Below are 25,926 nucleotides of genomic sequence, written 5' to 3' on the forward strand. Positions count from 1 at the left end.
AAAAACCGTCGCATTTTAGCACTCAGAATCCCGGATGGGAAAACCATGAGGCCGTTGCGGGCTAAAGTAGGGGGTTAAATTTGCTGCCCGGCCGCCTGCAGCCTGATATTTGAGGGGGATCGCAAAACCGAAGCGGCATTTCCGATTTGCTATGGGAAGTGTTGGAGAGCTGCCTCCTCCGGCCGATATCCAAACAACTCTCACACTACTTCTCACGACACAAGGAAGAGACGATGCAGTTCCGTTCTATCCAGAATCGAATTCTGGTGATGGCCGGGATCGCCATGACCGCAGCCCTGGTCATACTGATCCTGCTCAACCAGTATTCCGGTCAACAGACCCAACAGCTGACCATCAGCTCCAGTCGCGCCGCCCTGCAGCAAGAAGCCTGGCAAAAGGTGAGTGCCAACGCACGGGCCGAGGCCGCCACCATCACACAGTTGCTGCAAAAGGGGCTCTCCTATACCCAGCAGATGGCCAGTGCCCTCGCCTTGCAACAAGAGGGCAAGCTACCGCTGGATCGCCAGCAGGCCACGGATCTACTCAAGGCGCAGCTCGCGCTCGAACCACAATTATATGGCGCCTTCGCTGGCTTCGAGCCGAACGGCTTCGACGGCCAGGACGCCGCCTTCGCCGGTCAAAGCGCGCTGGGTAGCGACAGCCAAGGCCGCTTCGTGCCCTACTTCTATCGTGACAAGGACCAGATAGGCACAGACCTGCTGCTGTCCATCGAAAAGACCGATCCGGATGAATTCGGCAACCCGGCCAACGACTACTACTCCTGCCCAAAACGGGAGGGACGCTCCTGCCTCATCGACCCCTTCAAGGTGGATATCAACGGCCAGCAGGTGCTGGTGAGCACCATCACCACCCCCATCATGGTGGCAGGCAAGTTCAAGGGGATCGCCGCGCTGGATCTGGCGGTGGACTCCATCAGCCGTCAGGCCCAGTCCCTCAACAACAACATCTATGACGGCAAGGGCGAGACCCTGATCGTCAGCGCCGCCGGCGTCATCACGGGCACCAGCGGTGACGCCAGCCTGCTTGGCAGCCGGGCCGACAAGCTGCTAGGCAACCAGTGGCAGCAATATCTGAAACCGGAAGTGCAGCGTCAGGAGCTGGACGAGTCGTTTCGTATCTCTGTGCCCATCATGGTACCAGGCATGAGCCGCAACTGGGCCATCATAGTCACCCTGCCCTACAAGGTGGTACTGGCGGGCGCCGATCAGCTGGAAAGCCAGCTAAGCGACATGAGTCGGGCTGCCATGACCCAGCAACTGGTGGGTGCCCTTGTCGTACTGGTGCTGGCACTGGCCACCATGCTGATGATAGCGCGCAGTATCACGGGCCCCATCCGCCAGATGGTCAGCTTGGTAGATGACATTGCCGATGGCGAGGGGGATCTCACCAAGCGCCTCACCACCCGCTCCGTCGACGAGCTGGGGGATCTCGCCAAGGGCATCAACCGCTTCATCGACAAGTTGCAGGTGCTGCTGGGGGATGTGCTGAAAACCGCCAGCGAAGTGAACCGCCACGCCGGTGATACCGACCGCATTGCAGGCCAGACCGACACCAACTTGCAGCATCACCAGGCGGAGATGGAGCAGATGCTGACTGCGGTGCAGGAGATGTCCTATGTCAGCCAGGAAGTGGCCACCCACGCCAACAACACCGCCGACTCGGCCAAGCAGGCCCAGGGCGCGGCGGATCAGGGCAAGGTACGCTTCCAGCAGGTGATCCAGTCAATGCACAAGGTGGCGGCCGAAGCAGGCAAAGGCGCCGAAGTGGTCGAGGGGCTGGCTCACGACAGCGAGCAGATCACCAACATACTCACTGTGATCCAGGGCATTGCCGATCAGACCAACCTGCTGGCGCTCAACGCCGCCATAGAGGCAGCACGGGCCGGCGAACAGGGCCGAGGTTTTGCGGTGGTGGCCGACGAGGTGCGCAAGCTGGCGGGCAACACCCAGCAGGCGGTGCAGAACACCCAGGAGCTGCTCGAGAAAATCCGTCTCAGCTCGGCCAATGCAGTCAGCGCCATCAATCAGAGCCAGCAGCTGACCCATCAGGCGGTGGGCGAGGCGGATCTGGCGGAAGAGGCGCTCGCCAGCATCTATCAGGCCATCTCTACCATCAACGACATGACCTATCAGATCGCCTCCGCCGCCGAGGAGCAGAGCTCCGTCTCCGAGACGGTGTCCGGCAATCTGTCAAAAACCAACGCACTGGCCAACGACATCGCTCAGGATGCAACCGAAACGGCCAAAGCCAGCCAGGCATTGCGTCAGGCAGCCGAGCGTTTGCAGCAATTACTGGGACAATTTCGTCTCAGCTGACAATTTTCCTCTCTCGGACTCTCCCCCTCGGGGGCGAGTCCGTTTACCATAGGCAACGAATTTGCCTGATGGCAGGCAATGTAGTGAGAGGTAAATGCCGTGCCCACCCCGGACCGTCGCCCACGTGGCCATAACAGACGAGCCCAGCAGCGTCGACAAGACGAATCACAAGGATCCCTGCTCCATCGTATCAATGCCGCTACCCTGCCCCTGCGCCAGCGCATCGGCCAAGGGATGCGTGGCCTTGGCCAACGCGGCCAGGAGGCCAACGCAGGCAAATTCAAGCTGGCCAACCCGCTGCCCCGCAAACACACCATAGGCCTGCTGGTGCTGGTGCCCATCTGGCTGCTGTTGCTGGCCTGGGAACCTGCGCCTGCCATGCCGACAACCGCCCCGTCCGGTTCGCTCGAGGTACCGCTGGCCGTGCCAGCCGAAGCGCTGACTACTGGCAATGGCACCTCGGCCGCCAAACCGGTCGAAGAAAAAGTAGATGGCAGCTGGCTACAGCACGATGTGCAAGCCGGTGAAACCCTCTACTCCATCTGGCGCAAGTTCGAGCTGCCAGGCGCCGAGCTCAGTCGCCTGATTGCCATCGAAGGGCCGGACCGCCCTTTGACCCGGCTGCAATCGGGCAAGTCGGTGTTCATTCTGGTGGATGACAACCGCCGCATCCAGCGGGTGGAGATCCGCTCCTACGGTCAGGCCATCTATCGGTATGACCGGCAGGGCCAAGGGTTCGCCCTCAAGGAGTGACAAAACGGGAGGCCATGAGCCTCCCGCTTTTTGATCCAGCACAGTGAAATAAGCCGCTGACTTCACAATATTTTTAGCTTGCTCAAAAAATGAAAAGCGCAAAATTGACAAGGATCTGCTCTCACGTACAATCGTTTGTGCTTTAGACAGGGATTGTTCTACATGCTACTGGGACAACTTGACGTGGTCAGTCATGCTTCAACCCCTGATTCCTAGGCAAATGCTGCCCAACAAGGCTTAGTTTCATTTCGTTATAGATAGGACTTACCACATGTCTGACATTCGCACCGGCCAAGTAAAATGGTTTAACGAAACCAAGGGTTTTGGCTTCATCGAGCAATCCCAGGGACCGGACGTTTTCGTTCACTTCTCCTCCATCCAGAGCACAGGTTTCAAGACCCTGGCTGAAGGTCAAAAAGTCCAGTTCACTGTGACTCAGGGCCAAAAAGGTCCTCAGGCTGAGAACGTTACTCTGCTCTAAGCCACGCCAGTGAGCCTGTAGGAGGAGACCTGCTCCTCCTATTTTTTTGCCTGTCTTTTGCCACTCCACCATTGTTCATCGCCCGCTGGTGACCAGACCCTCTCCGGGTTGTGACTGCGCTTGCCCGCCATTTCCCCCTTGTCGCCCCTCAACCATTAGGCCATCACGACCACTGGGTATCAGCTCACCCCGGACCTGGGCAGCGTCTTGCTATCAGGCTAAGCGAACTTGGCAAACAGAGGGGTAAAGCTTAAAAGCAGGAACACAAACGCATCGCAGCGCGATACGGAGGTCATTTTGGGAGGATTAAAAGGAATACTGGTACTACGAAGAGAAATTGGAGCGGGAAACGAGACTCGAACTCCTGACCCCAGCCTTGGCAAGCATGGATAATGCTCTACCGACTGCGATTGGTTCAGTACTCGATGACGTACAGAGAGGGTATTTGAAGAGAAATTGGAGCGGGAAACGAGACTCGAACTCGCGACCCCGACCTTGGCAAGGTCGTGCTCTACCAACTGAGCTATTCCCGCAACAGGATGTCACTTGCAAATGTGTTGGAGCGGGAAACGAGACTCGAACTCGCGACCCCGACCTTGGCAAGGTCGTGCTCTACCAACTGAGCTATTCCCGCAACAGGATGTCACATTGCAAATGTATTGGAGCGGGAAACGAGACTCGAACTCGCGACCCCGACCTTGGCAAGGTCGTGCTCTACCAACTGAGCTATTCCCGCAACATAAATGGTCGTTTTGCGCTGGTGAAGATGATTGGAGCGGGAAACGAGACTCGAACTCGCGACCCCGACCTTGGCAAGGTCGTGCTCTACCAACTGAGCTATTCCCGCATCGGGCTGGATTGAACCAGTTTCATCATCACATTTTGGAGCGGGAAACGAGACTCGAACTCGCGACCCCGACCTTGGCAAGGTCGTGCTCTACCAACTGAGCTATTCCCGCAACAGCGTTGTCATTATCTGGTCTGTGAAGATGATTGGAGCGGGAAACGAGACTCGAACTCGCGACCCCGACCTTGGCAAGGTCGTGCTCTACCAACTGAGCTATTCCCGCATCGGGCTGGATTGAACCAGTTTCATCATCACAATTTGGAGCGGGAAACGAGACTCGAACTCGCGACCCCGACCTTGGCAAGGTCGTGCTCTACCAACTGAGCTATTCCCGCACACACCATAAAATGGCATCAAAACAAATCGTGCAGCATTTGGTTGCTTGCGCTACTGCACGGGAGCCGAATTATAAGAGCAGTCTTTCCAATTGCAAGGGCTTTTTCGTCTGGTTGCGCGTGTTCGCTCAAAAGCTGGCCGAACTGTCGATTTTAGCAACCAATCGATGGCAACCCCCTGCCAGGCAATCAGATCTTGAAGACGTGACTACGATAGAAGCGCAGCTCGGCGATGGATTCACGAATATCGTCCAGCGCCATGTGGGAGCCACTCTTGGTGAACTGATCCAGCAGCTCGGGCTGCCAGCGACGTACCAGCTCCTTGATGGTGCTGACGTCAACGTTGCGGTAATGGAAGAAGGCTTCCAGCTCGCTCATGTGCTTGACCATGAAGCGGCGATCCTGACCTATGCTGTTGCCGCACAGCGGGCTGGTGCGCTCAGGTACCCACTGGCGAATGAAATCGAGGGTCTCGGCCACGGCCCTGGTTTCGTCGTACTGACTCTCCTTGACCCGGGCTACCAGTCCGCTCCTGGTATGGGTGTTGACGTTCCAGTCGTCCATCTTGGCCAGCTCTTCATCGCTTTGGTGGATGGCGATGACAGGCCCTTCTGCCAACACGTTCAGATCCTTGTCGGTGACTATGGTGGCGATCTCCAGTACCACGTTCTCTTCGGGGTCCAGACCCGTCATCTCCATGTCGATCCATACCAGGTTCTGCGCGCTGACTGTCATGATTATTCTCTCTATTGGGAGGAATGGCGGAATTTTGCCAATTTGCATGTATCATACTGGCTTTGAATCTGTTCATAAACTGGCGAATCGAGTGGCAAAGAAAGCAAAACTCAATCTGGGTCAACAAAGGCGCGTCCAGGCCAACCGCGAGCGGCGGTTGCAAAAAGATCACACCACTGTCGTGGATGACACCCTGTTTGGCCCGGCCATTGAAGGAGTGGTGATCAGCCGTTTCGGTCAGCATGCTGACGTAGAAGCGACTGACGGCACCATCCACCGCAGCAACCTGCGTCGCAGCAGCATCAGCAGCCTGGTGTGCGGCGACAAGGTGGTCTGGCGGCCCGGCCTCAATACCGCGACCGCAGGGGTCATTGAGGCGGTACATCCGCGCCACTCAGTGTTGACCCGGCCGGATTTCTACGACGGGGTCAAACCCATCGCCGCCAACATCGACCAGATCATCATCGTCTCGGCGGTGATGCCCGAGTTCTCCACCAACATTGTCGACCGCTATCTGGTCGCCGCCGAGGATGTGGAGATACAGCCACTCATAGTGCTGAACAAAGTCGACATGCTCGATGAGCCTGCCCGCATCCGTGTCGAACGACAACTCGACCCCTATCGCAAGCTGGGCTACCAGGTGATCCTGATGAGCTGTGAGAGCGGCGAAGGCCTCGATGAGCTCAAGGCCCAGTTCGAAGGCAAGATCAGCATCTTCGTCGGCCAGTCCGGGGTGGGCAAATCGTCGCTCACCAACGCCCTGATGCCGGGGCTGGATGTGCTGACCGGCGAGATCTCCGAAAACTCGGGGCTAGGTACGCACACCACTACCACAGCGCGACTCTATCACTTCCCGAGCGGCGGCGATCTCATCGACTCCCCCGGGATCCGCGAGTTCGCACTCTGGCATCTGGAAGCCGATCGCATCACCTGGTGCTTCATCGAGTTTCGTGACTACCTGGGTGGTTGCCGATTCCGCGACTGCACCCACAAGGACGACCCAGGCTGCGCCCTGCGTGCGGCGGTCGACCGTGGCGACATCAGTGCCGATCGCTTCCACAACTATCACCGCATCCTGGAAACCATGCAGGAAGCCCGCCACGGTCGGCAACAAGCCCGGACGTGACCTATTCAACCCTCTTTCCATAAAGACCAGATCAAGATCATGAGCATCACTGACAACCTGAAAATTGCCGGTCAATACTGTTTGCCCAAGCACGCCCTCTCCCGTCTGGTGGGCAAGCTGGCTGCCGCAGAAGCGGGCAACCTCACCACCAGGGTGATAGAGGCCTTTATCAAGCAGTACGGCGTCGACATGAGCGAAGCGCTGCACGAAGATCCGGCCCACTACGCGAGCTTCAACGCCTTCTTCACCCGCGAGCTCAAGCCGGGGATCCGTCCGCTGGTCGAGGATGCCATGACCCTGGCCCTGCCGGTGGACGGCACCGTCAGCCAGCTCGGCCCCATCCATCAGGGTCGCATCATCCAGGCCAAGGGCCACGACTACAGCGCCCGCGAGCTGCTGGGTGGCTTCGAGGATCTGGTGGCACCATTCAAGGATGGGGACTTTGCCACCATCTATCTGGCGCCCAAGGATTACCACCGCATCCATATGCCGCTGGACGGCGTGCTGGAAAGCATGGTGTTCGTGCCGGGGGATCTCTTCTCCGTCAACCCGCTCACCGCCGAGAATGTGCCCAACCTGTTCGCTCGCAACGAACGTGTGGTCGCCACCTTCCGCACCCCCCATGGCCCCATGGCGCTGGTGCTGGTCGGCGCCACTATCGTCGCCAGTATCGAAACCATCTGGGCCGGCAATATAGCGCCGACCAGGCAGAAAGAAGTGGTGCGTTGGGATTACAGCGGTGATGAAGCCATCACACTGCAAAAAGGGGCCGAGATGGGCCTGTTCAAGCTCGGTAGCACAGTGGTCTGCCTGTTTGGCCCTGGCATGCTTGCCGGTTTTGAGCCCCATCTGGCCAATGGCGTCACCACTCGCATGGGGCAACCCTTTGCCAAGCTGGCGGCCGACGCATGAGTGACCAGCCAGGCTCCTCGCAAGCAAAAAACCCGCTGCACGGGCTGACCCTGGAGGCGATCGTCACCGCCCTGGTCGAGCACTATGGCTGGGCAGAGCTCGGACAGCAGATAAACATCCGCTGCTTCACCGACGACCCCAGTATCAAGTCCAGCTTGAAGTTCTTGCGCAAGACCCCCTGGGCACGGGAGAAGGTCGAAAGCCTCTATCTCTATGTCCAACGCAAGCAAGCCAAATTGAAGAAGGAAGGGCCAGATGGCGTTTAAGATTACCTACACCTACAAAAAGCAGACCAAAGAGCTCGGCTATGCGAACGACAAGTTTCGCAGCATCTACGATGCCATTGCCGCCGCCGAAGGGCTGGATCTCTCCAGCTTCCACGCCATGGAGGCCCAGCTGGCCCAAGTCTGCCGCCGCGACAAGAAGAGCGTGAAGGATTACCAGGAGAACTACTTCAAGGAGCTGGGTTTCTCCAACATCGTCATCGAACGGGACAATCTCGAAGACAAGCAGGAGTAAGCATGCGCACTCTGACTCTGATGGCCGCCTCCCTGCTGCTGGCGGCTTGCAGTACCCCGACCCAGCATATGGTCGGCAATGATCAGGATATCCACGGCTGTCGTGCCAGCGCCGGTTATCAATGGTCCGCGTTGACCAACCAGTGCGTGCGTCTGTTCGAACAGGCGGTGCGGCTGCAATCGCTCGATGCGAATGAGACCGGAAGCGCCTTCGTGCTGTTCAATACCGACCAGAGCAAGGCCGAATTGACCCTGCCAAACGGTGAGCAGACCTTGCTGACCCGACAAGGGGATGAGGGCAACTGGTCCTGGCAGGGAGGTGCCTACCAGCTCTTCCCCTGGAAAGGCTATGTGCTCAAATCCGGCGAGCAGGCTCTCTTTCACGGCGACAGCGCCCTCTAGTCGCCAGCCAGTCGTGCTGACGCTCCGAACGCCCCCGGCCCCTGCCGGGGGCGTTTTTCTTTATGTCTGGCGGCAACACAGGGGCACCCGGGTGTCAGAACCTGAAATGCGCTGACGGCGGCATATACCCTCTATTCAGGGCACGCTGGCCACCCAAAAACAAACACCCCGCTGCAAGCAAGGGGGGGGTGATGCTGGCCACCAGACAAGCAGGCGGCTGACAGAGGCGGATCAGTTGCCCAGAGTGGCAAACAGACTCTGTTCCAGGCGCCCCTGGGAGACACAGACAGGCGTGATGGAAGGAGCTGCGACACGCTCACCGGACGACTCAACGAAGTAGAGCTGGGTATTGCCCTTGACGTTGACGGTCGCCACGCTGTTGTTGCCGCTCTGGGTGATGATCAGATTGATCTGCAGATTGGGGTTGCCCAGCGCCACTTTGGAGCCCATGGTGCCGCAATCCAGCCACTCCAGACCATCGGCGGAATTTTCGACGTTGGCCGTCATCAGACCCGATCCACGCTGGCTGTTCTCGATGTTGAGACCATGATCGGCAAACCACTTCTCGGCGCGCGCCCACACCAGATCCACCGGGATCTGCATCTCCTGGGTGTTGTTGGTCGCCTTGGCAACCGGCGGGTTATAGCGGTACTGCTCACCACCATTGTTGTCGCTGGCACACCCGGCCATCAGCAGGGCCAGGGCGATCCCCAATATCTTTTTCATGCTGCTTCTCTCATCCATATTATTCGGCCATCGGCCAACCGGCGGCTATTATGGCGTTGACGACACAGACTGTCAGCAGAGATCGGCAGAAATGCATCCTCGTTAACCCAAGCTTTACAAAACCCGTCTGCTATCATAGATTTGCTCGAAATTCCCCCCGTGAGTGCCTGCGTGAATTCCTTGCTCACCCTGACGCTGTTACAGCAGATCATCGATCAGTTGCCCATGAATATCTTCTGTCGGGATACGGACGGGCGCTACCTGTTTGCCAACCGCACGTTTGTGGAACAGGCCGGTCTGCAGCAAACAGAAGAGCTCATCGGCAAGACGGACATAGAGATGCCATGGGGCAACATCTTTCGGGAAGAGGATGATCGCCTGCTGGCAGAGGGCAATCCTCTGCTCTATCAGCAGCTGCACTGCAACAGTGGCGACAGCACCCGTTGGATGGAGATCCACAAGATCCCCCTCTATGACGAGCAGGGCAAGCCGGTGGCGCTGTTTGGCATGGTCAACGAGATTGGCCAGCGCAAGGAGCTGGAGCAGACCTTTCGCCAGCAGCAACTGCTGCAGCGCCGGCTGCTGGACGCCATCCCGGATCCCATCCGGCTGGAAGACCATCAGGGACTGCTCATCGACTGCAACCAGGCCTTTCTCGACTTCATGGGCATGGCGGCGAGCGAGGCGCTCGGCCAGCGTGTCGCACACAGACTCTCAACCGAGCTGCCCATGGGACGGGGCGAATACTGCCTGGTGGATGCCAACGGTCAGGGCCGCCACCTGGAGATAACCCGGGTCGATGTGCCGGACGACGAGGGCAACTCCCTCGGCATCCTGACCTTGAGCCGTGACATCACCGGACTGCGGACCACCCAGGCCCAGTTGCAGCAGGAGCAGCACTACGACAGCCTGACCGGCCTGCTCAAACTCTCCCATTTTCTGCAGACCAGTCGCCACCTCGGGGCCCGCAAGGCCAGCCTGCTGCTGGTCGACCTGCAACACTTTCGCGAGATCAATGACCGCTTCGGCATCCGGGTAGCCGATCGCCTGCTGAGCCAGGTAGCTCGTCGTCTGCAACAGCTGGCGCCGCCCCAGTCACTGGTGTGCCGGGTCGCCGCCGACGACTTCGCCATGCTGCTGCCCGAGCTGAGCGAACCGCTGGCGGACTGGAGTCGCCGCCTGCAAAACGAGCTGATGGTGCCCTACCAGATCGAAGAACACAGGATCCAGATCCCTGTGTTCCTCGGCATCGCCCACGGCAGGGCCAACGATGCCGAACGGCTATTGAGCCATGCCGAGGCCGCGCTGGCCCAGGGCAAGCGTCAGCAGCAGCACTGTACCCTGTTCGATCCCGAGCTAGACGCCAAACTCAAACGCCGTCAGCTGATCGCGGCCCAGCTGCCGCTGGCCATCAAGTCGGGGCAGCTCACCGCCGTCTATCAGCCCATCATCAGCACCCGCAACAACCAGTTGCACGGGGCTGAACTGCTCTGCCGCTGGCCCCACCCCGAACTCGGCATGATCTCGCCAGATGAATTCATCCCGCTGGCAGAGGAGCTGGGGCTCATCGGCCAGCTCGGTCAGCGCATGCTGGAACAAGGCTGTGCCCAACTGGCTCGCTGGCAGGGTGCGGCGCCGGATCTGGTGCTCTCAATCAATCTGTCACCGCTGCAATTTCGTGACCCCGACCTCTGCCCGCAGATCTTCGCCTGCATAGAGCGTCACGGGCTCGCCCCCTGGCAACTGGAGCTGGAGATCACCGAAGGGGTGCTGATGGAGAACGCCGACGAGATTGAGAGCAACCTCGCCAATCTGATTGAGGCGGGGTTCCAGCTCGCCATCGATGACTTCGGCACAGGTTACTGCTCGCTCGCCTACCTGCCCAGGCTGCAGGTGGCTACCCTCAAGCTGGACCGCAGCTTCACCCAGGGGCTGGCCACCAACCAGGCCACCACCGCCATAGTGCGCTCCGTCATCGGCTTGGGCCACGAGCTTGGGATCAGGATCACAGCCGAAGGGGTTGAAACCCCCGAGCAGCAAGCCTGGCTGGTACAAGCCGGTTGCGATCGGCTGCAAGGCTACCTGTTCAGCCGCCCGCTGCCACCCGACGAGTTTGCCCGCAACTATCAGTTGCCCGGCAGCTGACCGCAGACAAAACAAAGGCCACTCGAAAGTGGCCTTTTTGTTGTCCGGCATAGCGCCGACACCCGCGGTTGTCCTTACTCCTGGAAGTAAGTGCCCCAGCCGTCGTAATCCACGCCGTACTTTTTGAGGATCGGCAACATTTTCTCGATGTCAGCCACTATGGTCTCTATGTCCAGCTTGCGCTCTATGGTGGCATCGAAACAGAAGATGGGGGCGCCGTCATCCAGCTCCATCTCTTCCGCGTCAGTCACTTCAAAACCGGCCTTGAACAGGTCGACGGCCGCTTTCTCCAGCTGATCGAAATCCTGACAGGCGAAGTGGTGCTCAATGTCATATTCCAGATCCGGGTTGCTGCCATCAGCCAGCAACTCGTTGACGATGGCGGTGGTCTCTGCACGCCACTCTTGCATATAAAGACTCATATTAACCCCAGCTACTACTTTGTTAGTGTCACATGCCGTCGGCAATCGGGTGCCTGCTTCGGCTCACATTCACCCAGCGCGGCATAGTTGCGGCAAAGCATACCCGCAGAGTGCATCCGGCTCAATGCGCAAGCCAAGATAGCGGCTCGCCCGGGGCCACCCCAAATGGGGTGCCATCATAAAAGGTTAATAAAGTGTAATCTGCCGCTTCTCGTGAAATGTCCCATACGGAACTTCACATCTGGATTGACGATACGCACAACCCCATCGAAAAGCACAGTGAAATCAGCACTATCCACCAGTTCTCACTCAGTGACAAGGGTCACTCAAGGGGTGTATCAAGGGACGCGGGCGCAACAGGGCCCGTACGGAAAGAGGAGCCAGAAAGGCTCCCTTTTATCATGTGAAGGAGCACATAGAATGCCTAAAAAAACAATAATGAGCCTGATCATCGGCTCAACCCTTATGATTGGAAACCACGCCATGGCCACCCCGGTACATGGCCCGTTCGATGCCCCCCTGGCCGACGAGGTGAAGGTGCTGGATATGCTGAAGAAAAGCGGCCGCATCCCCACCCTGGCCTCCCCCGAGATGGAGCAGGCCGCCCTCGCCCGTTTTTATCGCGAAAAGTCGCGAGCCTACCAGGGCCACAGCGGCACCCTGGCGGTGAAAGAGGGCAAGATGCGGGAGACCATCCTCAAGAAGATCCGCCTGAACGGCACGGCCCGTCCTGGCGACCGGGTACCCACCCTGCTGCTCAAGTCCATCGAAAAGGAGCACTACAACGGCAAGATGCGCAAGGACAAGATCCTCGCCATCCTGGTGGACTTTCCTGACTACCCGAAGAACAGCGTCACCCCGGATCTCACCAAGATGTACTACCCGGACTACACACCTGAGCACTACAACGACCTGCTGTTTTCCAGCAAGGGCTACAAGGGCCCGAACGGTGAAACCTTCATCTCCATGCGCCAGTTCTACGAGCAGCAATCCGGCAAGAGCTACAGCGTGCGCGGGCAGGTGGCTGGCTGGTATACCGCCGACAAGAATGCCGCCTACTACGGCGCCAATGCCACCCCCAACACCATTCGGGACCTGGTGAAGGAGGCGTTGATCCAGGTTGCCAATGACCCCTCCATCGATCTGGCCCAGTTTGACCAGGAGGATCGTTACGATCTCAACGGCAACGGCAACCGGAACGAGCCGGACGGTCTCATCGACCACCTGATGATCTTCCACTCCAGCGTGGGGGAAGAGGCCGGTGGTGGCGATCTTGGCGAGGATGCCATCTGGGCCCATCGCTGGAACCTGGGTGCCCCCTTCCCCATCCCCGGCACCAGCAGCCCGAACGGCAACTTCGGCGGCCAGTTTGCCGCCTACGACTACACCATCCAGCCCATCGATGCGGCGGCCGGGGTCTGTGCCCATGAATATGGCCACGATCTGGGACTGCCGGACGAGTACGACACCAAGTACACAGGCAAGGGTGAACCTGTGGCCACCTGGTCCATCATGTCATCCGGCTCCTGGGCCGGCGTGATAGGCGGCACAGAGCCGACCGGTTTCTCCGCCTGGGCCAAGGAGTTCCTGCAGGCCTCCCTCGGCGGCAACTGGTTGCACGGCAGCAATGTGCAGCTCGCCGACCTCAGCCCCCGCGGCAACGTCTACATGCTGGATCAAGCCAACGACAAGGGCCGCAACGACGACGTGGTACGCATCAATCTGCCCGCCAAGCAGATCCCGCTCAATCCGCCTTATGCCGGCCAATACGAATACCACGGTGGCAAGGCCAACAACCTCGACAACCGCATGAACCTCACCCTGGACTTGACCGGCAAGCAGAGCGCCAGTCTGGCGTTCAAGGCCTGGTACCAGATTGAAGAGGGGTTTGACTATGGGCGGGTGCTGGTCAATGGCCAGCCCATCCCCGGCAACCTGACCACCAGCGACGATCCGAACGGGATCGGCTTTGGCGTCGGCATCACGGGCAACTCCAATGGCTGGACCGATGCCGAATTTGACTTGAGCCCCTGGGCCGGTCAGAAGATAACCCTCACCCTGCAATACCTGAGCGATGGCGGCGTGGCCGAGAACGGCCTGTTCGTGGACGAGATCCTGATCCTGGCCGACGGGGATACGCTGGTGAGCGACGGGGCCGAAGGCAACTCAGCTTTCACCCTGGCCGGGTTTGTGAAGAGCAACGGCAACGAGGCCAAGGATCACTACTATCTGGCCGAGTGGCGCAACCATGCGGGGGTCGACAAGGGGCTGGCCCACATCAATGTGTCTGACCAGCTGATGCGCTACGAGCCGGGCATGTTGCTCTGGTACGTGGACAACAGCCAGGACAACAACTGGGTAGGCGTCCACCCGGGTGAGGGCTTCCTCGGCGTCGTTGATGCAGACCAACGCACTCTGAAGTGGAGTGACGGCGCCGTCGCCGGCACCCGCTACCAGATCCACGATGCCACCTTCAGCCTGGGCTTCCAGCAACCGCTCAACCTCAAGCACCCGAGCGGCTCCCTGCTGCGCGATTTCTGGGTCACCCCGAACCGGGTGTTCAAGGATTCCCGCAGCTACCAGAGCAAGGAGATCCCGGATGCGGGTCGCCTGCTGCCCGAGCATGGTCTCAAGATCAGCGTCACGGGTCAGGCCCGCGACATGAGCACGGGGCGGATCATCGTCAGCCGTCACTGAGTCATCCAATGCACCCAGGGGGCTCAAGCCCCCTTTTTCATTGCCCACAACGAAAAAACAGCACAACAAGGCAGAATTGAGGGTAAAAACCGCTGACAGGAGGGGAAATTGCTCGGTTATCGAGCGAACGGTACCTCAATCTGCCCCCTGTGGTTGACACATCTGCGTATAAAGGGTTTAATGCGCGCCGTTGCCCAGATAGCTCAGTCGGTAGAGCAGGGGATTGAAAATCCCCGTGTCGGCGGTTCGATTCCGTCTCTGGGCACCAATAATTCCTCCTTAGTTCAGTCGGTAGAACGGCGGACTGTTAATCCGTATGTCGCTGGTTCAAGTCCAGCAGGAGGAGCCAAATTTGAAGAGCCCGCTCATAGAGCGGGCTTTTTTTATGCCTTTCAGCTGCCGTTGCAGGCTGCCAATAGCAGGGTAGCCCCACAGGCGGCGCTAAACAGCAAGAGCCCTGTTTGCAGCACGCCTTCCGGGTTCACCCCTTTCTCTTTTTTCCGACGTCGTATCCACGATGGCTTCACCAAGTCCACCTCACCCTGTTCCAGCACTGATCCCTGCGCACATCGGCAGGCGAGCCATCTTTGTGTCAGCCTCCCTTTATCGTCAACCTTTGCCTCGATAATAAATTCATCAAAGAGACCCTTCCTGTCCCGTTTCATGAGCATGCTGACGCGCGGATGTGCGGGCGATCGTATGCCTGGCTCACAAGGAGGTGACAGGCAGCAAGGTCTCGGCTCTGTTTAACCGGCGGATCCAGCCTTGAAGCACACCGACTCTGCACCCCTGGCTCCCCCTCTTATCCGGCCAGCTCTATCTTGCCGTAGTCGAGGCGATTCTCCTTTGGCGCGCCCTCTATGCTGCTCACCGCCTTCAGCTTGTACCTGATGATGTAGCCGAAACAGGCGAAGAAGAGGCCGATCACCAGAGCACCGACCCACTGGATCTGCAGGAAGTCGAGTTTGAACAGCAGGGTCAAGCCGGCCAGCATCAGCAAGTTGAGTCCGAAGTAACGCCACTGGCCGAGCCGCTGGGTCGTCAACCCCAGGTTGTCGGTATAGAGGCGGATCAGGGAGTCGAGGGAGTTGATCACCATGGTGATCCCCACGGCGACCATGGCCCAGTTGAAGAAGCCGGCGGTCGAGAGTCCCTGCTCGTGGTAGTAGTAGAGCACGGCGAACCAGACGGCGATAGCCAGGGAGGGGAACACCAGCATGGCCCCCAGCAGTTGCCAGGTGCGCAGGCCGCCGACGAAGCGGGCGGTGAACTGACCGATCATGATGCTCCAGGAGAACCACCAATAGAGATAAAAGGCGTGGTAATCATTGAGGGGCAACACGAAGCGCTCCATGTGACCAAAGTATCCTCCCACCAGCGCCAGCGTCGCGGCAAAATCAGCGAGAGATCCCGCCGGCGTGAGAAAGGCGGCGCCCCACATCAGGGCGATCAGGGCGATGAAGCAGGTCGTCGTGCCCAGGCTCAGGATCCTGACGAACTTCAGGCTGGTGCTCGAATAGATGGAGAGCGCAATCACCAGCAGCACTATCAGGTAAAAACTCGCCACCAGGCTCTCGCCATCCCCGATCTGGGGCAGATACCAGGGCAGGTTGCTCAGCAGCAGATAGGCGGTGAAGGCACAGGTGCCAATGATCACCATGTTGTTGAGGAACTTCACCGGCGCCAGCTCAAAGAACTTCACTCTGGGTTCTATCACGCAGAAATAGAAACAGGTCAGAAAGTAGAAACCCCAGATAAGAAATCCCCAGTAACCGAATTCAATGGCAAGCGGATTGGTGAAGCCATATTCCGGGCTCGCCTGCAGATCGGCATAACCGGCAAACTCGGTGAGCGGGAACATGATGAGCCCCACATCCAACCCGGAGGTGAACAGGATGGCGACGAAGGTAAAGGTGCGCACCGGCGTGGTACCGATACAACGAATATTGCCCCAGCGATAGAGCACAAAGGCGATGGCGGCAAAGGTAAACAGTATTCCTGCACTGAGCCAGACTGTCATGACTGACCTCCTGTGATATCCCTTTCGTGACTAAACATAAGTGCTCCTTGTCATTGCATTGTGATGTTCAAGAGGCAGTTCGGCTTCCTGCGGACATGACTCCCCCAACCCCGCAGTGGCGAGGGGAAATGGACACGGGATCAGGGCTTAGCTATCGCCGGTATCAAGTGCGATCGGGCGATAGCTAAGGTCTGACGAACTGCCATCCGGGTAGTGGCATCTCTTTTTATTCAACCAACGGGCTCAAGCCAGGGAACGCACTGGCTCCCGCGGACGCTGCTTCTCCTGCCAGTGGTCGGCCAGCCCCACCTCGACCGGGTGCGCCGTCAGTGGCACCTTGCCCAGGATCAGGTCGGCGGCGCGCTCGGCCACCATCAGGGTGGGGGCATTGAGGTTGCCATTGGGAATGGTCGGGAAGATGGAAGAATCCACCACCCGCAGCCCCTGCAGGCCATGAACCCGGGTCTCGGGATCCACCACCGCCAGGGAGTCCGTCCCCATCTTGCAGGAGCAGGAGGGGTGGTAGGCGCTCTCCACGGCACTGCGCACGAAGGCATCTATCTGCTCATCGCTTTGTACCGACCCCCCTGGCTGTATCTCCTCTCCCCGATAGGCATCCAGGGCCGGTTGACCGATGATCTCCCGGGTCAGTCGCACGCAGGCGCGAAATCCTTCGACATCATCCGGATGGGAGAGATAGTTGAAGCGGATGGCGGGGGCCTGACGGGGATCGGCCGAGCGCACCTTCACATGGCCGCGACTGCGGGGCTTGTTGTGGCCTATGTGAACCTGGAAGCCATGGCCCGCAAACGCCTCCTTGCCGTCATAACGCATGGCGGCAGGCAGGAAATGGTATTGCAGATCCGGCCAGGGCACCCCCGCCTTGGAGCGGATGAAGCCACAAGACTCGAAGTGATTGGTCGCCCCCAGACCATCCTTGCGCAGCAACCAGCGGCTGCCGATGAGGAATTTGTCCCACAGACCCAGTTTGCCATTGAGGGTGATGGGTTGCTGACAGCGAAACTGGAAATAGAACTCCAGATGGTCCTGCAGGTTTTCGCCCACCCCTGGCAGAGGGTGCAGTACCCCTATCCCTGCCGCCCTCAGGGTATCGGGATCGCCGATGCCGGAGAGTTGCAGCAGATGAGGTGAGCCGATAGGGCCTGCACTCAGGATCACCTCCTTGCCGGCCCTCACCTCCTCCGTCTTGCCCTTGCGTTCGAAGCGCACCCCGACCGCGTGTTTGCCCTCGAGCAACACCTTGTGGACCAGAGCACCGGTCAGCACTGTGAGGTTGGCCCGCTCCATGGCGGGTCTGAGATAGGCATTGGCACTGGAGCTGCGAACCCCCTGCCTGACCGTCATGTGCATGGGGCCGAACCCCTCCTGCTGGCGGCCGTTGTAATCCGCCGTCCCGTCGTAGCCAGCTTCCACACCGGCATCGACGAAAGCCTGATAGAGGGGGTTTTGCATCTGGTTGCCGTTGTTGACCCCAAGGGGTCCCTCAGCGCCGCGATACTCATCCCCACCGAAGGCCCACTGCTCGGCCCGCTTGAAGTAGGGCAGGCAATGGATATAGTCCCAGCCCTGCGCCCCCGCCTGCTGCCACTCGTCAAAGTCTCCGGCGTGGCCGCGCACATAGACCATGCCATTGATGGAGGAGGATCCTCCCAGCACCTTGCCCCGTGGGCAGTGCATGCGCCGCCCGTCCAGATGGGGCTCGGGCTCGGTCTCGAACTGCCAGGCATACTTTTTGGTGTTCATGGGGATGGAGAGAGCGGTCGGCATCTGGATGAAGATGCTCTTGTCGCTGCCCCCCGTCTCCAGCAGCAGCACCCTGTGCTGACCATTCTCGCTCAGGCGGTTGGCCAGCACGCAGCCAGCGCTGCCCGCCCCCACTATGATGTAATCGAATTGCGTCATGGTGCCTCCTTAAAACGGGCTCTGGATCGCTTGCATGCCAACATAGACTGACTTGAGCTGGGTGTAGTGCTGCAGAGTCGCCAGGCCGTTCTCCCGCCCTATGCCAGACTGCTTGAAGCCGCCCACCGGCATCTCGGCCGGGGAGGCGCCATAGCTGTTGATCCAGCAGATCCCGGCCTGCAACTGGTGCACCACCCGATGGGCGCGACGAATGTCCCGGGTGAAGACCCCGGCCGCCAGCCCCAGTGCAGTGTCATTGGCTCGCCGTACCACCTCCTCTTCCTGCTCGAAACTGAGCACGGACATAACGGGACCAAAGATCTCTTCCCGGCAGATCCGCATCTCGTCCCGGCATTCGCTGAAGATGGTGGGGGCGACGAAGAAGCCATCCGGTGCCATGGCTGGCCGCAGCGCCTCCCCGCCACAGCGCAGGGTGGCCCCCTCTTCCTGGCCGATGCGGATATAGTCGAGCACCTTGCGCTGATGCTCACGAGAGATGAGGGCACCGAAGTTGGTGGCGGGATCCATGGGGTCGCCGATCCGGATATTGTCCCGGGTTCGGGCCAGCAGCCGCGCCATGAAGGCGGGGTAGATCCCCTGTTGCACATAGACGCGGGTGCCATTGGTGCACACCTCGCCCTGGGTATAGAAGTTCGCCACCATGGCGGCGCTGACCGCCTCTTCCAGATCCGCATCGTCGAAGATGATGAGGGGGGACTTGCCCCCCAGCTCCATGGTCACCCCCTTGAGGGTCTCAGCAGCAGCGCGCATCACCTTCTTGCCGGTGCCCACCTCGCCGGTGAAGGAGATCTTGGCCACCTCGGGCGCCTGACTCAGCCAGGCACCGACCCGGCCATCCCCTTGCACCACATTGAAGACGCCGGCGGGCATGCCCGCCTCGATGAAAATCTCCGCCAGCTTGAGGGCACCGAGGGGCGTCTCTTCCGAGGGTTTGAAGATCATGCTGTTGCCGCAGGCCAGCGCGGGGGCCGCCTTCCAGCAGGCAATTTGCAGCGGGTAGTTCCAGGCGCCGATCCCGGCACAGACGCCGAGGGGTTCGCGGCGGCTGTAGTAAAAATCAGCCCCCAGCTGCTGCTGATTGCCCTCGATGGCAGCGGCCAGGCCGGCGAAGAACTCTATGCTGTCGGCGCCAGTCACCACGTCCACCACAGAGGCTTCCTGCCAGGGCTTGCCGGTGTCGGCTACCTCGATGGCGGCAAGGATATCGTTACGCTCACGCAACAGAGCCACGGCCCGCAACAGGATCCGGCCACGCTCGACCCCACTCATGGCCGACCAGAGCGCAAAACCCTTCTGGGCACTCGCAATGGCCGCAGTTTGCACTGCCTCATCGGCCACCTCGACCTCGTAGATGACGGCCCCGCTAGCCGGATTGATCACCTCGAAGTACTCGCCCGAGGTATTGGCCAGATAACGGCCGTCGACAAAATTCTGATAACGCTTCAAAGACATGAATTCACTCCGCTGGGGTCAGTCGTTGCTGGATAAAGAGTTTGCAAAGCCGCTCGGCGCGGCTGAAATCGGGTTCAGGGCTGGGGCTCAAAGCACTGCGTAGCCAGAAGCCATCTATCATGGCGGCGCTCTGTTGTGCGGCAGCCAGTGCCTCTTGCCGGGTCAGGCACAAGCCGAAGGAGCAGGCCAGATTGCTCAGCAATCGCCGCTGATTGATCCGCTGAAGGCGGGCCAGGCCCGGTTCATGGCTGGCCTGAGACCAGAAAGCAAGCCAGGTGCGCGCCACGGCCCGGGAACACTGCAAAGGGGTGAAATTGGCCTCCACTACCGCCATCAGTCGTGCTTGTGGCGACATACCGGGTACGAGCCGCTCCCGCAGCGCCTGACCAAGCGCGGCTTGCAGGTCTCGCATGGCCGCTTCAATCAGTCCCTGTTTGCCACCAAAATAGTGGCTGATGATGCCGGAAGACATGCCGGCCAGGGTGCTGATGCGATGGATGGTGGTGTGTTGCAAACCGAACTCGTCCACCGAAGAGATGGTGGCCTGGATCAGTTGCTGACGACGCTTTTCAGAGACTCCGACTATGGGCATGTTTTTGTTAATTGATTGTTCAACCAGCAATAACCATAAAGATTAGAGCAGAAATGATCAACTACACAAAAATCAGTGAAACAAAAAACAAAATGCAGAGATCAACAAAAAAACCATTAAAAAACAAATAGATAAACAATAATCAAAAGCGTGAATTTAATTTAGATATTAAATCAATTTGTTTCTAAAAGGTTACCGAACAGAGCAAAAAACAACCAAATCCATTTCAATCAGTTGCCCACCCCCAACCATGAAAACGGTCATCTGGAGGTCACAAAAACAGGGTGTGGCGGTGGTTTTTTGTCTATGCCGACACCGAATGTCACCTTGATAGAAGGGGAACGATAGGCATAGAGGATGAAGATTTCATGAGCAAGAAGACGGGGGGCTGACTGCGGGCACAGGATCGCGAGCAACATGAGGGAAATTACCCGTCTTGCCACCCCTTTCAAAAACCGGCGTGACCGGGCCGGGGGCCATGGTTATGATATGGCTCCCACCAAAAAATCACCTCGTTCAGGGAGAACGTCAGATGAGCAGCCCCTTGCGTTACGTGCTGGACGGCATCCATTGCGAGCCACACTTCTTCACCGTGCCCCTTGATCACCAGCAGCCGGACGATGAGGAGACGCTCATCCTGTTTGGTCGCACCCTCTGCCGCCAGGACAAGCTGCACGAGGAGCTGCCCTGGCTGCTGTTCCTGCAAGGGGGGCCCGGTTTTGGTGCCCCGCGTCCGACCGCCAATAGCGGCTGGCTCAAGCGGGCCCTGCAGGAGTTTCGGGTATTGCTGCTCGATCAGCGTGGCACCGGCCACTCAACCCCCATCAGTGCCGATGCGCTGGCCCAGCGCAGCGCCCAGGAGCAGGCCGACTACCTCAGCCTGTTTCGCGCCGACAGCATAGTGCGGGATGCGGAATATGTTCGCGCCATCCTGAGTCCTGCTCGCCCCTGGAGCCTGCTTGGCCAGAGCTTCGGTGGCTTTTGCAGCCTTACCTATCTCTCCCTGTTCCCGGGCAGTCTGCACGAGGTCTACCTCACAGGCGGCGTGGCCCCCATAGGTCGCAGTGCAGATGAGGTCTATCGCGCCACCTATCAGCGGGTCGCGGACAAGAACCGCGCCTTCTTCGCCCGTTTCCCCCATGCCCAGGGCATCGCCAACCGGCTGGCAAACCACCTGCACAGCCACGAGGTGCGCCTGCCCAACGGCCAGCGCCTGACGGTGGAGCAGTTGCAGCAGCAGGGGCTGGATCTCGGCGCCAGCGGTGCCTTCGAGGAGCTCTACTACCTGCTGGAAGATGCCTTCATCGGCGAGCGGCTCAACCCCGCCTTCCTCTATCAGCTGCAAGCCATGCAGCCGTTCAACACCAACCCTGTGTTCGCCATACTGCATGAGTCCATCTACGCCGAAGGGGTCGCCAGCAACTGGGCGGCCGAGCGGGTCAGAGCCGAATATCCGGCCCTGGCCTGGGCACCCGGCAAAGATTTCGCCTTCACCGGCGAGATGATCTTCCCCTGGATGTTCGAGCAGTTCCGTGAGCTGATACCACTCAAGGAAGCGGCCCACCTGCTGGCCAAAAAGGCCGATTGGGGCCACCTCTATGATCCGGCGCAGCTGGCCCGCAACACTGTGCCCGTTGCCTGCGCCGTCTATGCCGAAGACATGTATGTGGAGTTCGACTACAGCCGCGAGACCCTCAAGGGCCTCGGCAACAGCCGCGCCTGGATCACCAATGAATATGAACACAACGGCCTGCGGGTCGATGGCGAGCTGATACTGGACCGCCTCATCCGGCTGAACCGGGAGCGCTGATCCCGGCCGGGCGACGAGCCCGTCGCGATACACATAATATCGAGGGCGACCCATGAGTCGCCCCACCCTTTGGAAGCAGCACAATAATAAGGACACCCATTGGATCACCCGGAAATCTCGGCCGGCTGGCTGAGCCGCCTCTTCTATCACTGGACGGGCCCGCTGCAACGCAAGGGGCTGACCGAACCCCAGGTCGGCCTCGACGATCTCTATCCCCTGCTGCCGGAAGACAGACGGGATGGCAGGGCCGATGCCTTCCTTCAGCTCACCGCCACCCGGCCGGTACGCCCCTGGCCCATCACCGCCTTTATCTGGCGCCATTACAAGGGGCGAATTGGCCTGCTCACCCTGTTGCAGCTGCTCGGCATGCTGGCGACCCTGGCCAGCCCCTGGCTGCTCAACCACAGCATGACCCAGCTCGGTGCGGGCGCCCCCACGGAGCAAAAACTGCTGCTGGCTTTCGCCCTGTTTGCCTCTGTGCTCGCCGCCGGCATGCTGGCGGAGCACTCGTTGCAGCTGGCGCTCAAGATGCACGTCCCCATTCGCCGCCTACTGGCCGAAGCCCTGCTGGCCAAGGTGATGAAGCTGGGGGGAAAGAGCTTCGACGACAGGGCCGGCGGTCGGGTGCAGAACCTCATCAACCGGGATGTGTGGGACATAACCTGGATCCTGGCCGACCCCGCCATGCCGCTCACCATGGCACTGCAACTGCTCGGCACCATAGCCCTGCTGGTATGGCAAGTGGGCAGCGCGGGCCTGGTGGGTTTTGCGGTGCTCACCCTGCTGCTGCTCATCTCCACCCGGGTGGTGCGGCGGATGAACCAGCAGGAGCAACAGCTCAAGCGCCAGCAGGACGAACGCAACGGCATACTGGCGGAATACATCAAGAAGCTGCGGCTGGTGCGCCAGAACGGGCTAGGCGCCTTCTTCACCCGGGCTGCCAACGCCAAGCGCCAGCAGGAGCTGGGGGTACTCGGTCGGGTGCTCAAGCTCGATGCCATCAACGACAGCCTGATGCTGAGCACGCCACTGCTGGTGACCCTGGCCACCTTCACCACCTATCTGGTATCGGGCCAGAGCCTGACCCTGCCCCAGGTGTTCACCACCATAGCCCTGTTCGCCGTGCTGCGGATCCCCATGATGCGGCTGCCCTATCTCATCCGCACCCTGATCAACTTCAACACCGGCTTCAACCGGCTGTGCGAGTTCCTCAACAGCCCGGAGCAGCACAGGGATCTCACCGATGCCAGCCTGCCCGTCGGCAGCCTGCGGGTCGATGCGGTCACTGCCTTGCACCAGCAAAAACCGGTACTGCAAGGGGCCAGCCTCATCATACAGCCGGGGGAACTGGTGGGGATCACGGGCCCCACCGGCGCGGGCAAGAGCTGCCTGCTGCACCTCATCGCCGGCTTCGATGACAGCTTCGAGGGGGAGATCCGCCGTCACGGCCGGGTCGCCCACCTGGGCCACAAGCCCTGGTTGATGAACGCCACCATTCGCAACAACATACTGTTCGGTCAGCCCTGGCACGGTGAACGCTATCGCTGGGTACTGGGGGCTTGCGCCCTCGGCGCCGACCTCAACCTGCTCAGCCACGGCGATCAGACCCTGGTGGGGGAGCTGGGTACCCGCCTCTCCGGCGGTCAGCAGCAGCGAGTCGCTCTGGCCCGCGCCCTCTATGCCCAGGCCGATATTCTGCTGCTGGACAACCCTCTCTCGGCACTGGACCCCATCGTCTCGGCCCAGGTGCTGGAGCAAGGGCTCGCCTTCAAACCGGGCCCGACCCGACTGTTGGTGAGCCACGACCCGGACGTGCTGGCCCACTGCGATCGGGTGATCCGCATAGAGCAGGGCCGACTGGTTGAGCTCGATGCCCGCCAGCTGGCGGATCTCATCCAGCACCCGCTTCCCGCCCCCATGGTGGCACCGCAGGAGGCTGAACAGTTCAGCGAAGAGAAGGTGGTGGAAGGCAAGGTGGATTGGGGGCTGTTTGGCTTCATGTGGCAGCGTCTCGCCGCCCCTGGCGCCATCCTGATCGCCCTGCTGCTCACCCTGGGGCAGGAGGGGCTGCGCATCGCCTCGGATCTCTGGCTCGGCGGCAAGGCCGGGCTCACAGAGGTGAGTTCACTGCTCGGCATCTATGTGCTGCTGGGGGCTGGATCGCTGGTCTGTATCATGGTGGTGCGGGTCATCAACTACAAGCTGGGGCTCAAGCTGGCCTGGACCCTGTTCGACGGCATGCTGAGTCGCATCAGCCGCGCCCCCATGGCCTTCTTCGACAAGGTGCCGCAGGGGCGCATCCTCAACCGCTTCGATCGGGATCTGGGGGAGGCGCAGGAGATACTGCTGTCCATGCTGATGGGGCTGTTCGGCATGCTCATCTCAGTGCTGCTGCAGGTGGTGGTGATAGGCGTCAACATGCCGCTGCTGCTGCTCATCGCCCCCCTGGTGGGCTGGGCGCTCTATGTGCTGCAACGGCGCTACCGGGCGGTGCAGCTCAAGCTGCGGCGGCAGGCATCCGTGCTGCGCTCGCCGCTCTACATCAGCATCAGCGAGACCATTCGCGGTGCCCCCGCCCTGCGTCTGGCCGGAGCCGAGCGCTTCGCGCTGGATCAGGTGCTACTGCACTATGACAACAACCTGCGCAGCTGGTACACCACCACCTCCATCAACCGCTGGCTCGGCATGCACCAGACTCTGCTCTCCGCCGTGCTGGTAGGCGCCGTGGCGCTGATGGTGGCCTTTGGCAACAGCTCGCTGCTGGGGGCCGTCGCCATCACCTACGCCTTTACCGCCTCGGCCATGCTCAACTCCCTCATTCGCACCTTCGCCGAAGTGGAGCAGGTGATGAATGCGGTGGAGCGGGTGCGCGAATACAGCGAAATCGAGAGCGAGCGCCAGCATGGGGAAGCCCTTGCCACGTCCCATCCCGGGGTGCGCTTCGACAACCTGGGATTGCGCTATCCGGAGGCGAGCCAGTGGGCCCTGCACAAGGTGAACTTCGAGTTGGCCCCCGGCGAGAAGGTGGGGGTCTGCGGTCGTACCGGTGCGGGCAAGAGCTCGCTGCTCGGTGTGCTGCAAGCCATGTATCCGGCCTCACAGGGAGAGATTTACTACGGCGATCAGCCTCTGTCCCGGCTTGCACCGGAGGCGGTACGGGATCTCTACGACACCGTCTCCCAGACGCCCCTCACCTTCTTCGGATCCTTGCGCGCCAACCTGGCGCCGCTCACCGAGCAGGATGACGAGGCGCTGGAGTTGGCACTGGCACGGGTCGGTCTGGCCGAGCGCTGCGCTGGCCGGCTGGACGAGGACCTCGACAAGCTGCAACTCTCGGCCGGCGAGACCCAACTGCTGGTGATCGCCCGCATACTGCTGTCACGTCGCCCGCTCATAGTGCTGGACGAGGCCACCTCGGATCTCGATCACGGCGGCATGCGCAAGATGGCGGAGCTGCTCTATCGCTATCGGCCGGAGGCCACTTATCTGGTCATCGCCCACCATCTGGAGCCGCTGCTGTCGGTGGACAAGGTGGTGGTAATGGAAGCGGGAACCGTGGTGGAACAGGGCTCACCAGTCAGCCTGCTGGCCAACTCCCACTCCCGCTTCCATCAGCTGTTTGTCGGTCAGGTCAACCGCCAGGTGGCCGAGATCAACTGACACGAGAAACAAC

Annotated in this window: 19 protein-coding genes and 9 tRNA genes; 14 read left to right on the forward strand and 14 right to left on the reverse strand. The window is 60.2% G+C overall.

From position 1 onward, the window contains the following. Positions 1-233: 233 nt before the first annotated feature. The 3 genes from GWQ27_RS02045 (at position 234) to GWQ27_RS02055 (ending at position 3,570) form a co-directional block, all read left to right on the forward strand. Positions 234-2,336, forward strand: a complete 2,103-nt coding sequence (locus GWQ27_RS02045) for a methyl-accepting chemotaxis protein (protein ID WP_275906554.1) — start codon at positions 234-236, stop codon at positions 2,334-2,336. A gap of 99 nt (positions 2,337-2,435) precedes the next feature. Continuing rightward, entirely contained in the window at positions 2,436-3,089 is a 654-nt protein-coding gene (locus GWQ27_RS02050) for a LysM-like peptidoglycan-binding domain-containing protein (RefSeq protein ID WP_275906555.1), read from the forward strand. A gap of 271 nt (positions 3,090-3,360) precedes the next feature. After that, the gene (locus tag GWQ27_RS02055; protein WP_005317918.1) at positions 3,361-3,570 is read left to right on the forward strand and encodes a cold-shock protein; all 210 of its coding nucleotides are present in this window, start codon (positions 3,361-3,363) and stop codon (positions 3,568-3,570) included. Positions 3,571-4,027: 457 nt separating this feature from the next. Here GWQ27_RS02055 and GWQ27_RS02060 read toward each other — a convergent pair. The 8 genes from GWQ27_RS02060 to orn form a co-directional block, all read right to left on the reverse strand. Then, positions 4,028-4,103, reverse strand: a tRNA-Gly gene (locus GWQ27_RS02060). Positions 4,104-4,128: 25 nt separating this feature from the next. Continuing rightward, a tRNA-Gly gene (locus GWQ27_RS02065) sits at positions 4,129-4,204 on the reverse strand. A 26-nt stretch (positions 4,205-4,230) separates the two neighbouring features. Then, positions 4,231-4,306: transfer RNA gene (locus tag GWQ27_RS02070), tRNA-Gly, on the reverse strand. A 35-nt stretch (positions 4,307-4,341) separates the two neighbouring features. Then, a tRNA-Gly gene (locus tag GWQ27_RS02075) sits at positions 4,342-4,417 on the reverse strand. A 36-nt stretch (positions 4,418-4,453) separates the two neighbouring features. After that, positions 4,454-4,529, reverse strand: a tRNA-Gly gene (locus GWQ27_RS02080). A gap of 35 nt (positions 4,530-4,564) precedes the next feature. Next, positions 4,565-4,640: transfer RNA gene (locus GWQ27_RS02085), tRNA-Gly, on the reverse strand. Positions 4,641-4,676: 36 nt separating this feature from the next. Then, positions 4,677-4,752: transfer RNA gene (locus GWQ27_RS02090), tRNA-Gly, on the reverse strand. A 189-nt stretch (positions 4,753-4,941) separates the two neighbouring features. Continuing rightward, on the reverse strand, positions 4,942-5,487 hold the full coding sequence (orn, locus tag GWQ27_RS02095; RefSeq protein WP_005317921.1) for an oligoribonuclease: 546 nt from the start codon (positions 5,485-5,487) through the stop codon (positions 4,942-4,944). 91 nt (positions 5,488-5,578) lie between these two features. Here orn and rsgA point away from each other — a divergent pair, with 91 nt between their 5' ends. The 5 genes from rsgA to GWQ27_RS02120 are packed head-to-tail and all read left to right on the forward strand — an operon-like array spanning position 5,579 to position 8,445. After that, entirely contained in the window at positions 5,579-6,613 is a 1,035-nt protein-coding gene (gene rsgA / locus GWQ27_RS02100) for a small ribosomal subunit biogenesis GTPase RsgA (RefSeq protein ID WP_275906556.1), read from the forward strand. A 39-nt stretch (positions 6,614-6,652) separates the two neighbouring features. Next, positions 6,653-7,525, forward strand: a complete 873-nt coding sequence (gene asd, locus GWQ27_RS02105) for an archaetidylserine decarboxylase (protein WP_021140743.1) — start codon at positions 6,653-6,655, stop codon at positions 7,523-7,525. Further along, the gene (locus GWQ27_RS02110) at positions 7,522-7,791 is read left to right on the forward strand and encodes a VF530 family protein (protein WP_005317929.1); all 270 of its coding nucleotides are present in this window, start codon (positions 7,522-7,524) and stop codon (positions 7,789-7,791) included. The genes asd and GWQ27_RS02110 overlap by 4 nt, the downstream gene beginning before the upstream one ends. Then, a complete protein-coding gene (locus GWQ27_RS02115; protein WP_005317932.1) occupies positions 7,781-8,044 on the forward strand; it encodes a DUF2960 domain-containing protein in 264 nt (87 codons plus the stop codon). The genes GWQ27_RS02110 and GWQ27_RS02115 overlap by 11 nt, the downstream gene beginning before the upstream one ends. Positions 8,045-8,046: 2 nt before the next feature. Continuing rightward, complete coding sequence (locus tag GWQ27_RS02120; RefSeq protein WP_059168175.1) at positions 8,047-8,445, forward strand: hypothetical protein; 399 nt, start codon at positions 8,047-8,049, stop codon at positions 8,443-8,445. A gap of 231 nt (positions 8,446-8,676) precedes the next feature. On the opposite strand, the gene GWQ27_RS02125 is transcribed toward GWQ27_RS02120, so the two are convergent. Beyond that, complete coding sequence (locus GWQ27_RS02125; RefSeq protein WP_005317941.1) at positions 8,677-9,171, reverse strand: hypothetical protein; 495 nt, start codon at positions 9,169-9,171, stop codon at positions 8,677-8,679. A 171-nt stretch (positions 9,172-9,342) separates the two neighbouring features. Here GWQ27_RS02125 and GWQ27_RS02130 point away from each other — a divergent pair, with 171 nt between their 5' ends. Continuing rightward, positions 9,343-11,316: an EAL domain-containing protein gene (locus GWQ27_RS02130; protein WP_099994210.1), complete on the forward strand. Its 1,974-nt coding sequence runs from the start codon at positions 9,343-9,345 to the stop codon at positions 11,314-11,316. A gap of 74 nt (positions 11,317-11,390) precedes the next feature. On the opposite strand, the gene rraB is transcribed toward GWQ27_RS02130, so the two are convergent. Further along, the gene (gene rraB / locus GWQ27_RS02135; RefSeq protein WP_275906557.1) at positions 11,391-11,738 is read right to left on the reverse strand and encodes a ribonuclease E inhibitor RraB; all 348 of its coding nucleotides are present in this window, start codon (positions 11,736-11,738) and stop codon (positions 11,391-11,393) included. A 420-nt stretch (positions 11,739-12,158) separates the two neighbouring features. Here rraB and GWQ27_RS02140 point away from each other — a divergent pair, with 420 nt between their 5' ends. The 3 genes from GWQ27_RS02140 to GWQ27_RS02150 all read left to right on the forward strand — a co-directional run bounded on the left by GWQ27_RS02140 (position 12,159) and on the right by GWQ27_RS02150 (position 14,784). Continuing rightward, the gene (locus tag GWQ27_RS02140; RefSeq protein ID WP_275906558.1) at positions 12,159-14,435 is read left to right on the forward strand and encodes an immune inhibitor A domain-containing protein; all 2,277 of its coding nucleotides are present in this window, start codon (positions 12,159-12,161) and stop codon (positions 14,433-14,435) included. Between the two features lie 192 nt (positions 14,436-14,627). Beyond that, positions 14,628-14,703: transfer RNA gene (locus GWQ27_RS02145), tRNA-Phe, on the forward strand. A 5-nt stretch (positions 14,704-14,708) separates the two neighbouring features. Next, positions 14,709-14,784: transfer RNA gene (locus GWQ27_RS02150), tRNA-Asn, on the forward strand. Positions 14,785-15,237: 453 nt separating this feature from the next. Here the strand turns inward: GWQ27_RS02150 and GWQ27_RS02155 are convergent. The 4 genes from GWQ27_RS02155 to betI form a co-directional block, all read right to left on the reverse strand. Beyond that, positions 15,238-16,455 (reverse strand): BCCT family transporter, encoded by a 1,218-nt coding sequence (locus GWQ27_RS02155; RefSeq protein ID WP_275906559.1) that lies wholly within the window; start codon positions 16,453-16,455, stop codon positions 15,238-15,240. 243 nt (positions 16,456-16,698) lie between these two features. After that, complete coding sequence (gene betA, locus GWQ27_RS02160) at positions 16,699-18,378, reverse strand: choline dehydrogenase (protein ID WP_275906560.1); 1,680 nt, start codon at positions 18,376-18,378, stop codon at positions 16,699-16,701. A 9-nt stretch (positions 18,379-18,387) separates the two neighbouring features. Beyond that, entirely contained in the window at positions 18,388-19,851 is a 1,464-nt protein-coding gene (betB, locus tag GWQ27_RS02165) for a betaine-aldehyde dehydrogenase (RefSeq protein ID WP_219591213.1), read from the reverse strand. 4 nt (positions 19,852-19,855) lie between these two features. Continuing rightward, positions 19,856-20,443 carry a transcriptional regulator BetI gene (betI, locus tag GWQ27_RS02170; RefSeq protein WP_159167092.1) on the reverse strand — a complete coding sequence of 196 codons (588 nt, stop codon included), beginning with the start codon at positions 20,441-20,443 and terminating at the stop codon, positions 19,856-19,858. 532 nt (positions 20,444-20,975) lie between these two features. On the opposite strand from betI, the gene GWQ27_RS02175 reads away from it, so the two are divergent. Together GWQ27_RS02175 and GWQ27_RS02180 are read left to right on the forward strand one after the other, a co-directional pair. Beyond that, the gene (locus GWQ27_RS02175) at positions 20,976-22,253 is read left to right on the forward strand and encodes an alpha/beta hydrolase (RefSeq protein ID WP_275906561.1); all 1,278 of its coding nucleotides are present in this window, start codon (positions 20,976-20,978) and stop codon (positions 22,251-22,253) included. Between the two features lie 99 nt (positions 22,254-22,352). Further along, the gene (locus GWQ27_RS02180) at positions 22,353-25,913 is read left to right on the forward strand and encodes an ATP-binding cassette domain-containing protein (protein ID WP_275906562.1); all 3,561 of its coding nucleotides are present in this window, start codon (positions 22,353-22,355) and stop codon (positions 25,911-25,913) included. Positions 25,914-25,926 lie beyond the last annotated feature (13 nt).

The organism is Aeromonas sp. 5HA1 (assembly GCF_029237245.1).
Lineage (GTDB): Bacteria > Pseudomonadota > Gammaproteobacteria > Enterobacterales > Aeromonadaceae > Aeromonas > Aeromonas salmonicida.

Excerpts from the sequence above, each read along its gene's own strand:
- GWQ27_RS02115 (WP_005317932.1), top strand. The coding sequence starts at position 7,781 with ATGGCGTTTAAGATTACCTACACCTACAAAAAGCAGACCAAAGAGCTC.
- GWQ27_RS02110 (WP_005317929.1), top strand. The coding sequence starts at position 7,522 with ATGAGTGACCAGCCAGGCTCCTCGCAAGCAAAAAACCCGCTGCACGGG.
- GWQ27_RS02175 (WP_275906561.1), top strand. The coding sequence starts at position 20,976 with ATGAGCAGCCCCTTGCGTTACGTGCTGGACGGCATCCATTGCGAGCCA.
- betB (WP_219591213.1), bottom strand. The coding sequence starts at position 19,851 with ATGTCTTTGAAGCGTTATCAGAATTTTGTCGACGGCCGTTATCTGGCC.
- GWQ27_RS02125 (WP_005317941.1), bottom strand. The coding sequence starts at position 9,171 with ATGAAAAAGATATTGGGGATCGCCCTGGCCCTGCTGATGGCCGGGTGT.
- orn (WP_005317921.1), bottom strand. The coding sequence starts at position 5,487 with ATGACAGTCAGCGCGCAGAACCTGGTATGGATCGACATGGAGATGACG.
- betA (WP_275906560.1), bottom strand. The coding sequence starts at position 18,378 with ATGACGCAATTCGATTACATCATAGTGGGGGCGGGCAGCGCTGGCTGC.
- GWQ27_RS02155 (WP_275906559.1), bottom strand. The coding sequence starts at position 16,455 with ATGACAGTCTGGCTCAGTGCAGGAATACTGTTTACCTTTGCCGCCATC.
- asd (WP_021140743.1), top strand. The coding sequence starts at position 6,653 with ATGAGCATCACTGACAACCTGAAAATTGCCGGTCAATACTGTTTGCCC.
- rraB (WP_275906557.1), bottom strand. The coding sequence starts at position 11,738 with ATGAGTCTTTATATGCAAGAGTGGCGTGCAGAGACCACCGCCATCGTC.
- GWQ27_RS02140 (WP_275906558.1), top strand. The coding sequence starts at position 12,159 with ATGCCTAAAAAAACAATAATGAGCCTGATCATCGGCTCAACCCTTATG.
- GWQ27_RS02120 (WP_059168175.1), top strand. The coding sequence starts at position 8,047 with ATGCGCACTCTGACTCTGATGGCCGCCTCCCTGCTGCTGGCGGCTTGC.
- GWQ27_RS02055 (WP_005317918.1), top strand. The coding sequence starts at position 3,361 with ATGTCTGACATTCGCACCGGCCAAGTAAAATGGTTTAACGAAACCAAG.
- GWQ27_RS02045 (WP_275906554.1), top strand. The coding sequence starts at position 234 with ATGCAGTTCCGTTCTATCCAGAATCGAATTCTGGTGATGGCCGGGATC.
- betI (WP_159167092.1), bottom strand. The coding sequence starts at position 20,443 with ATGCCCATAGTCGGAGTCTCTGAAAAGCGTCGTCAGCAACTGATCCAG.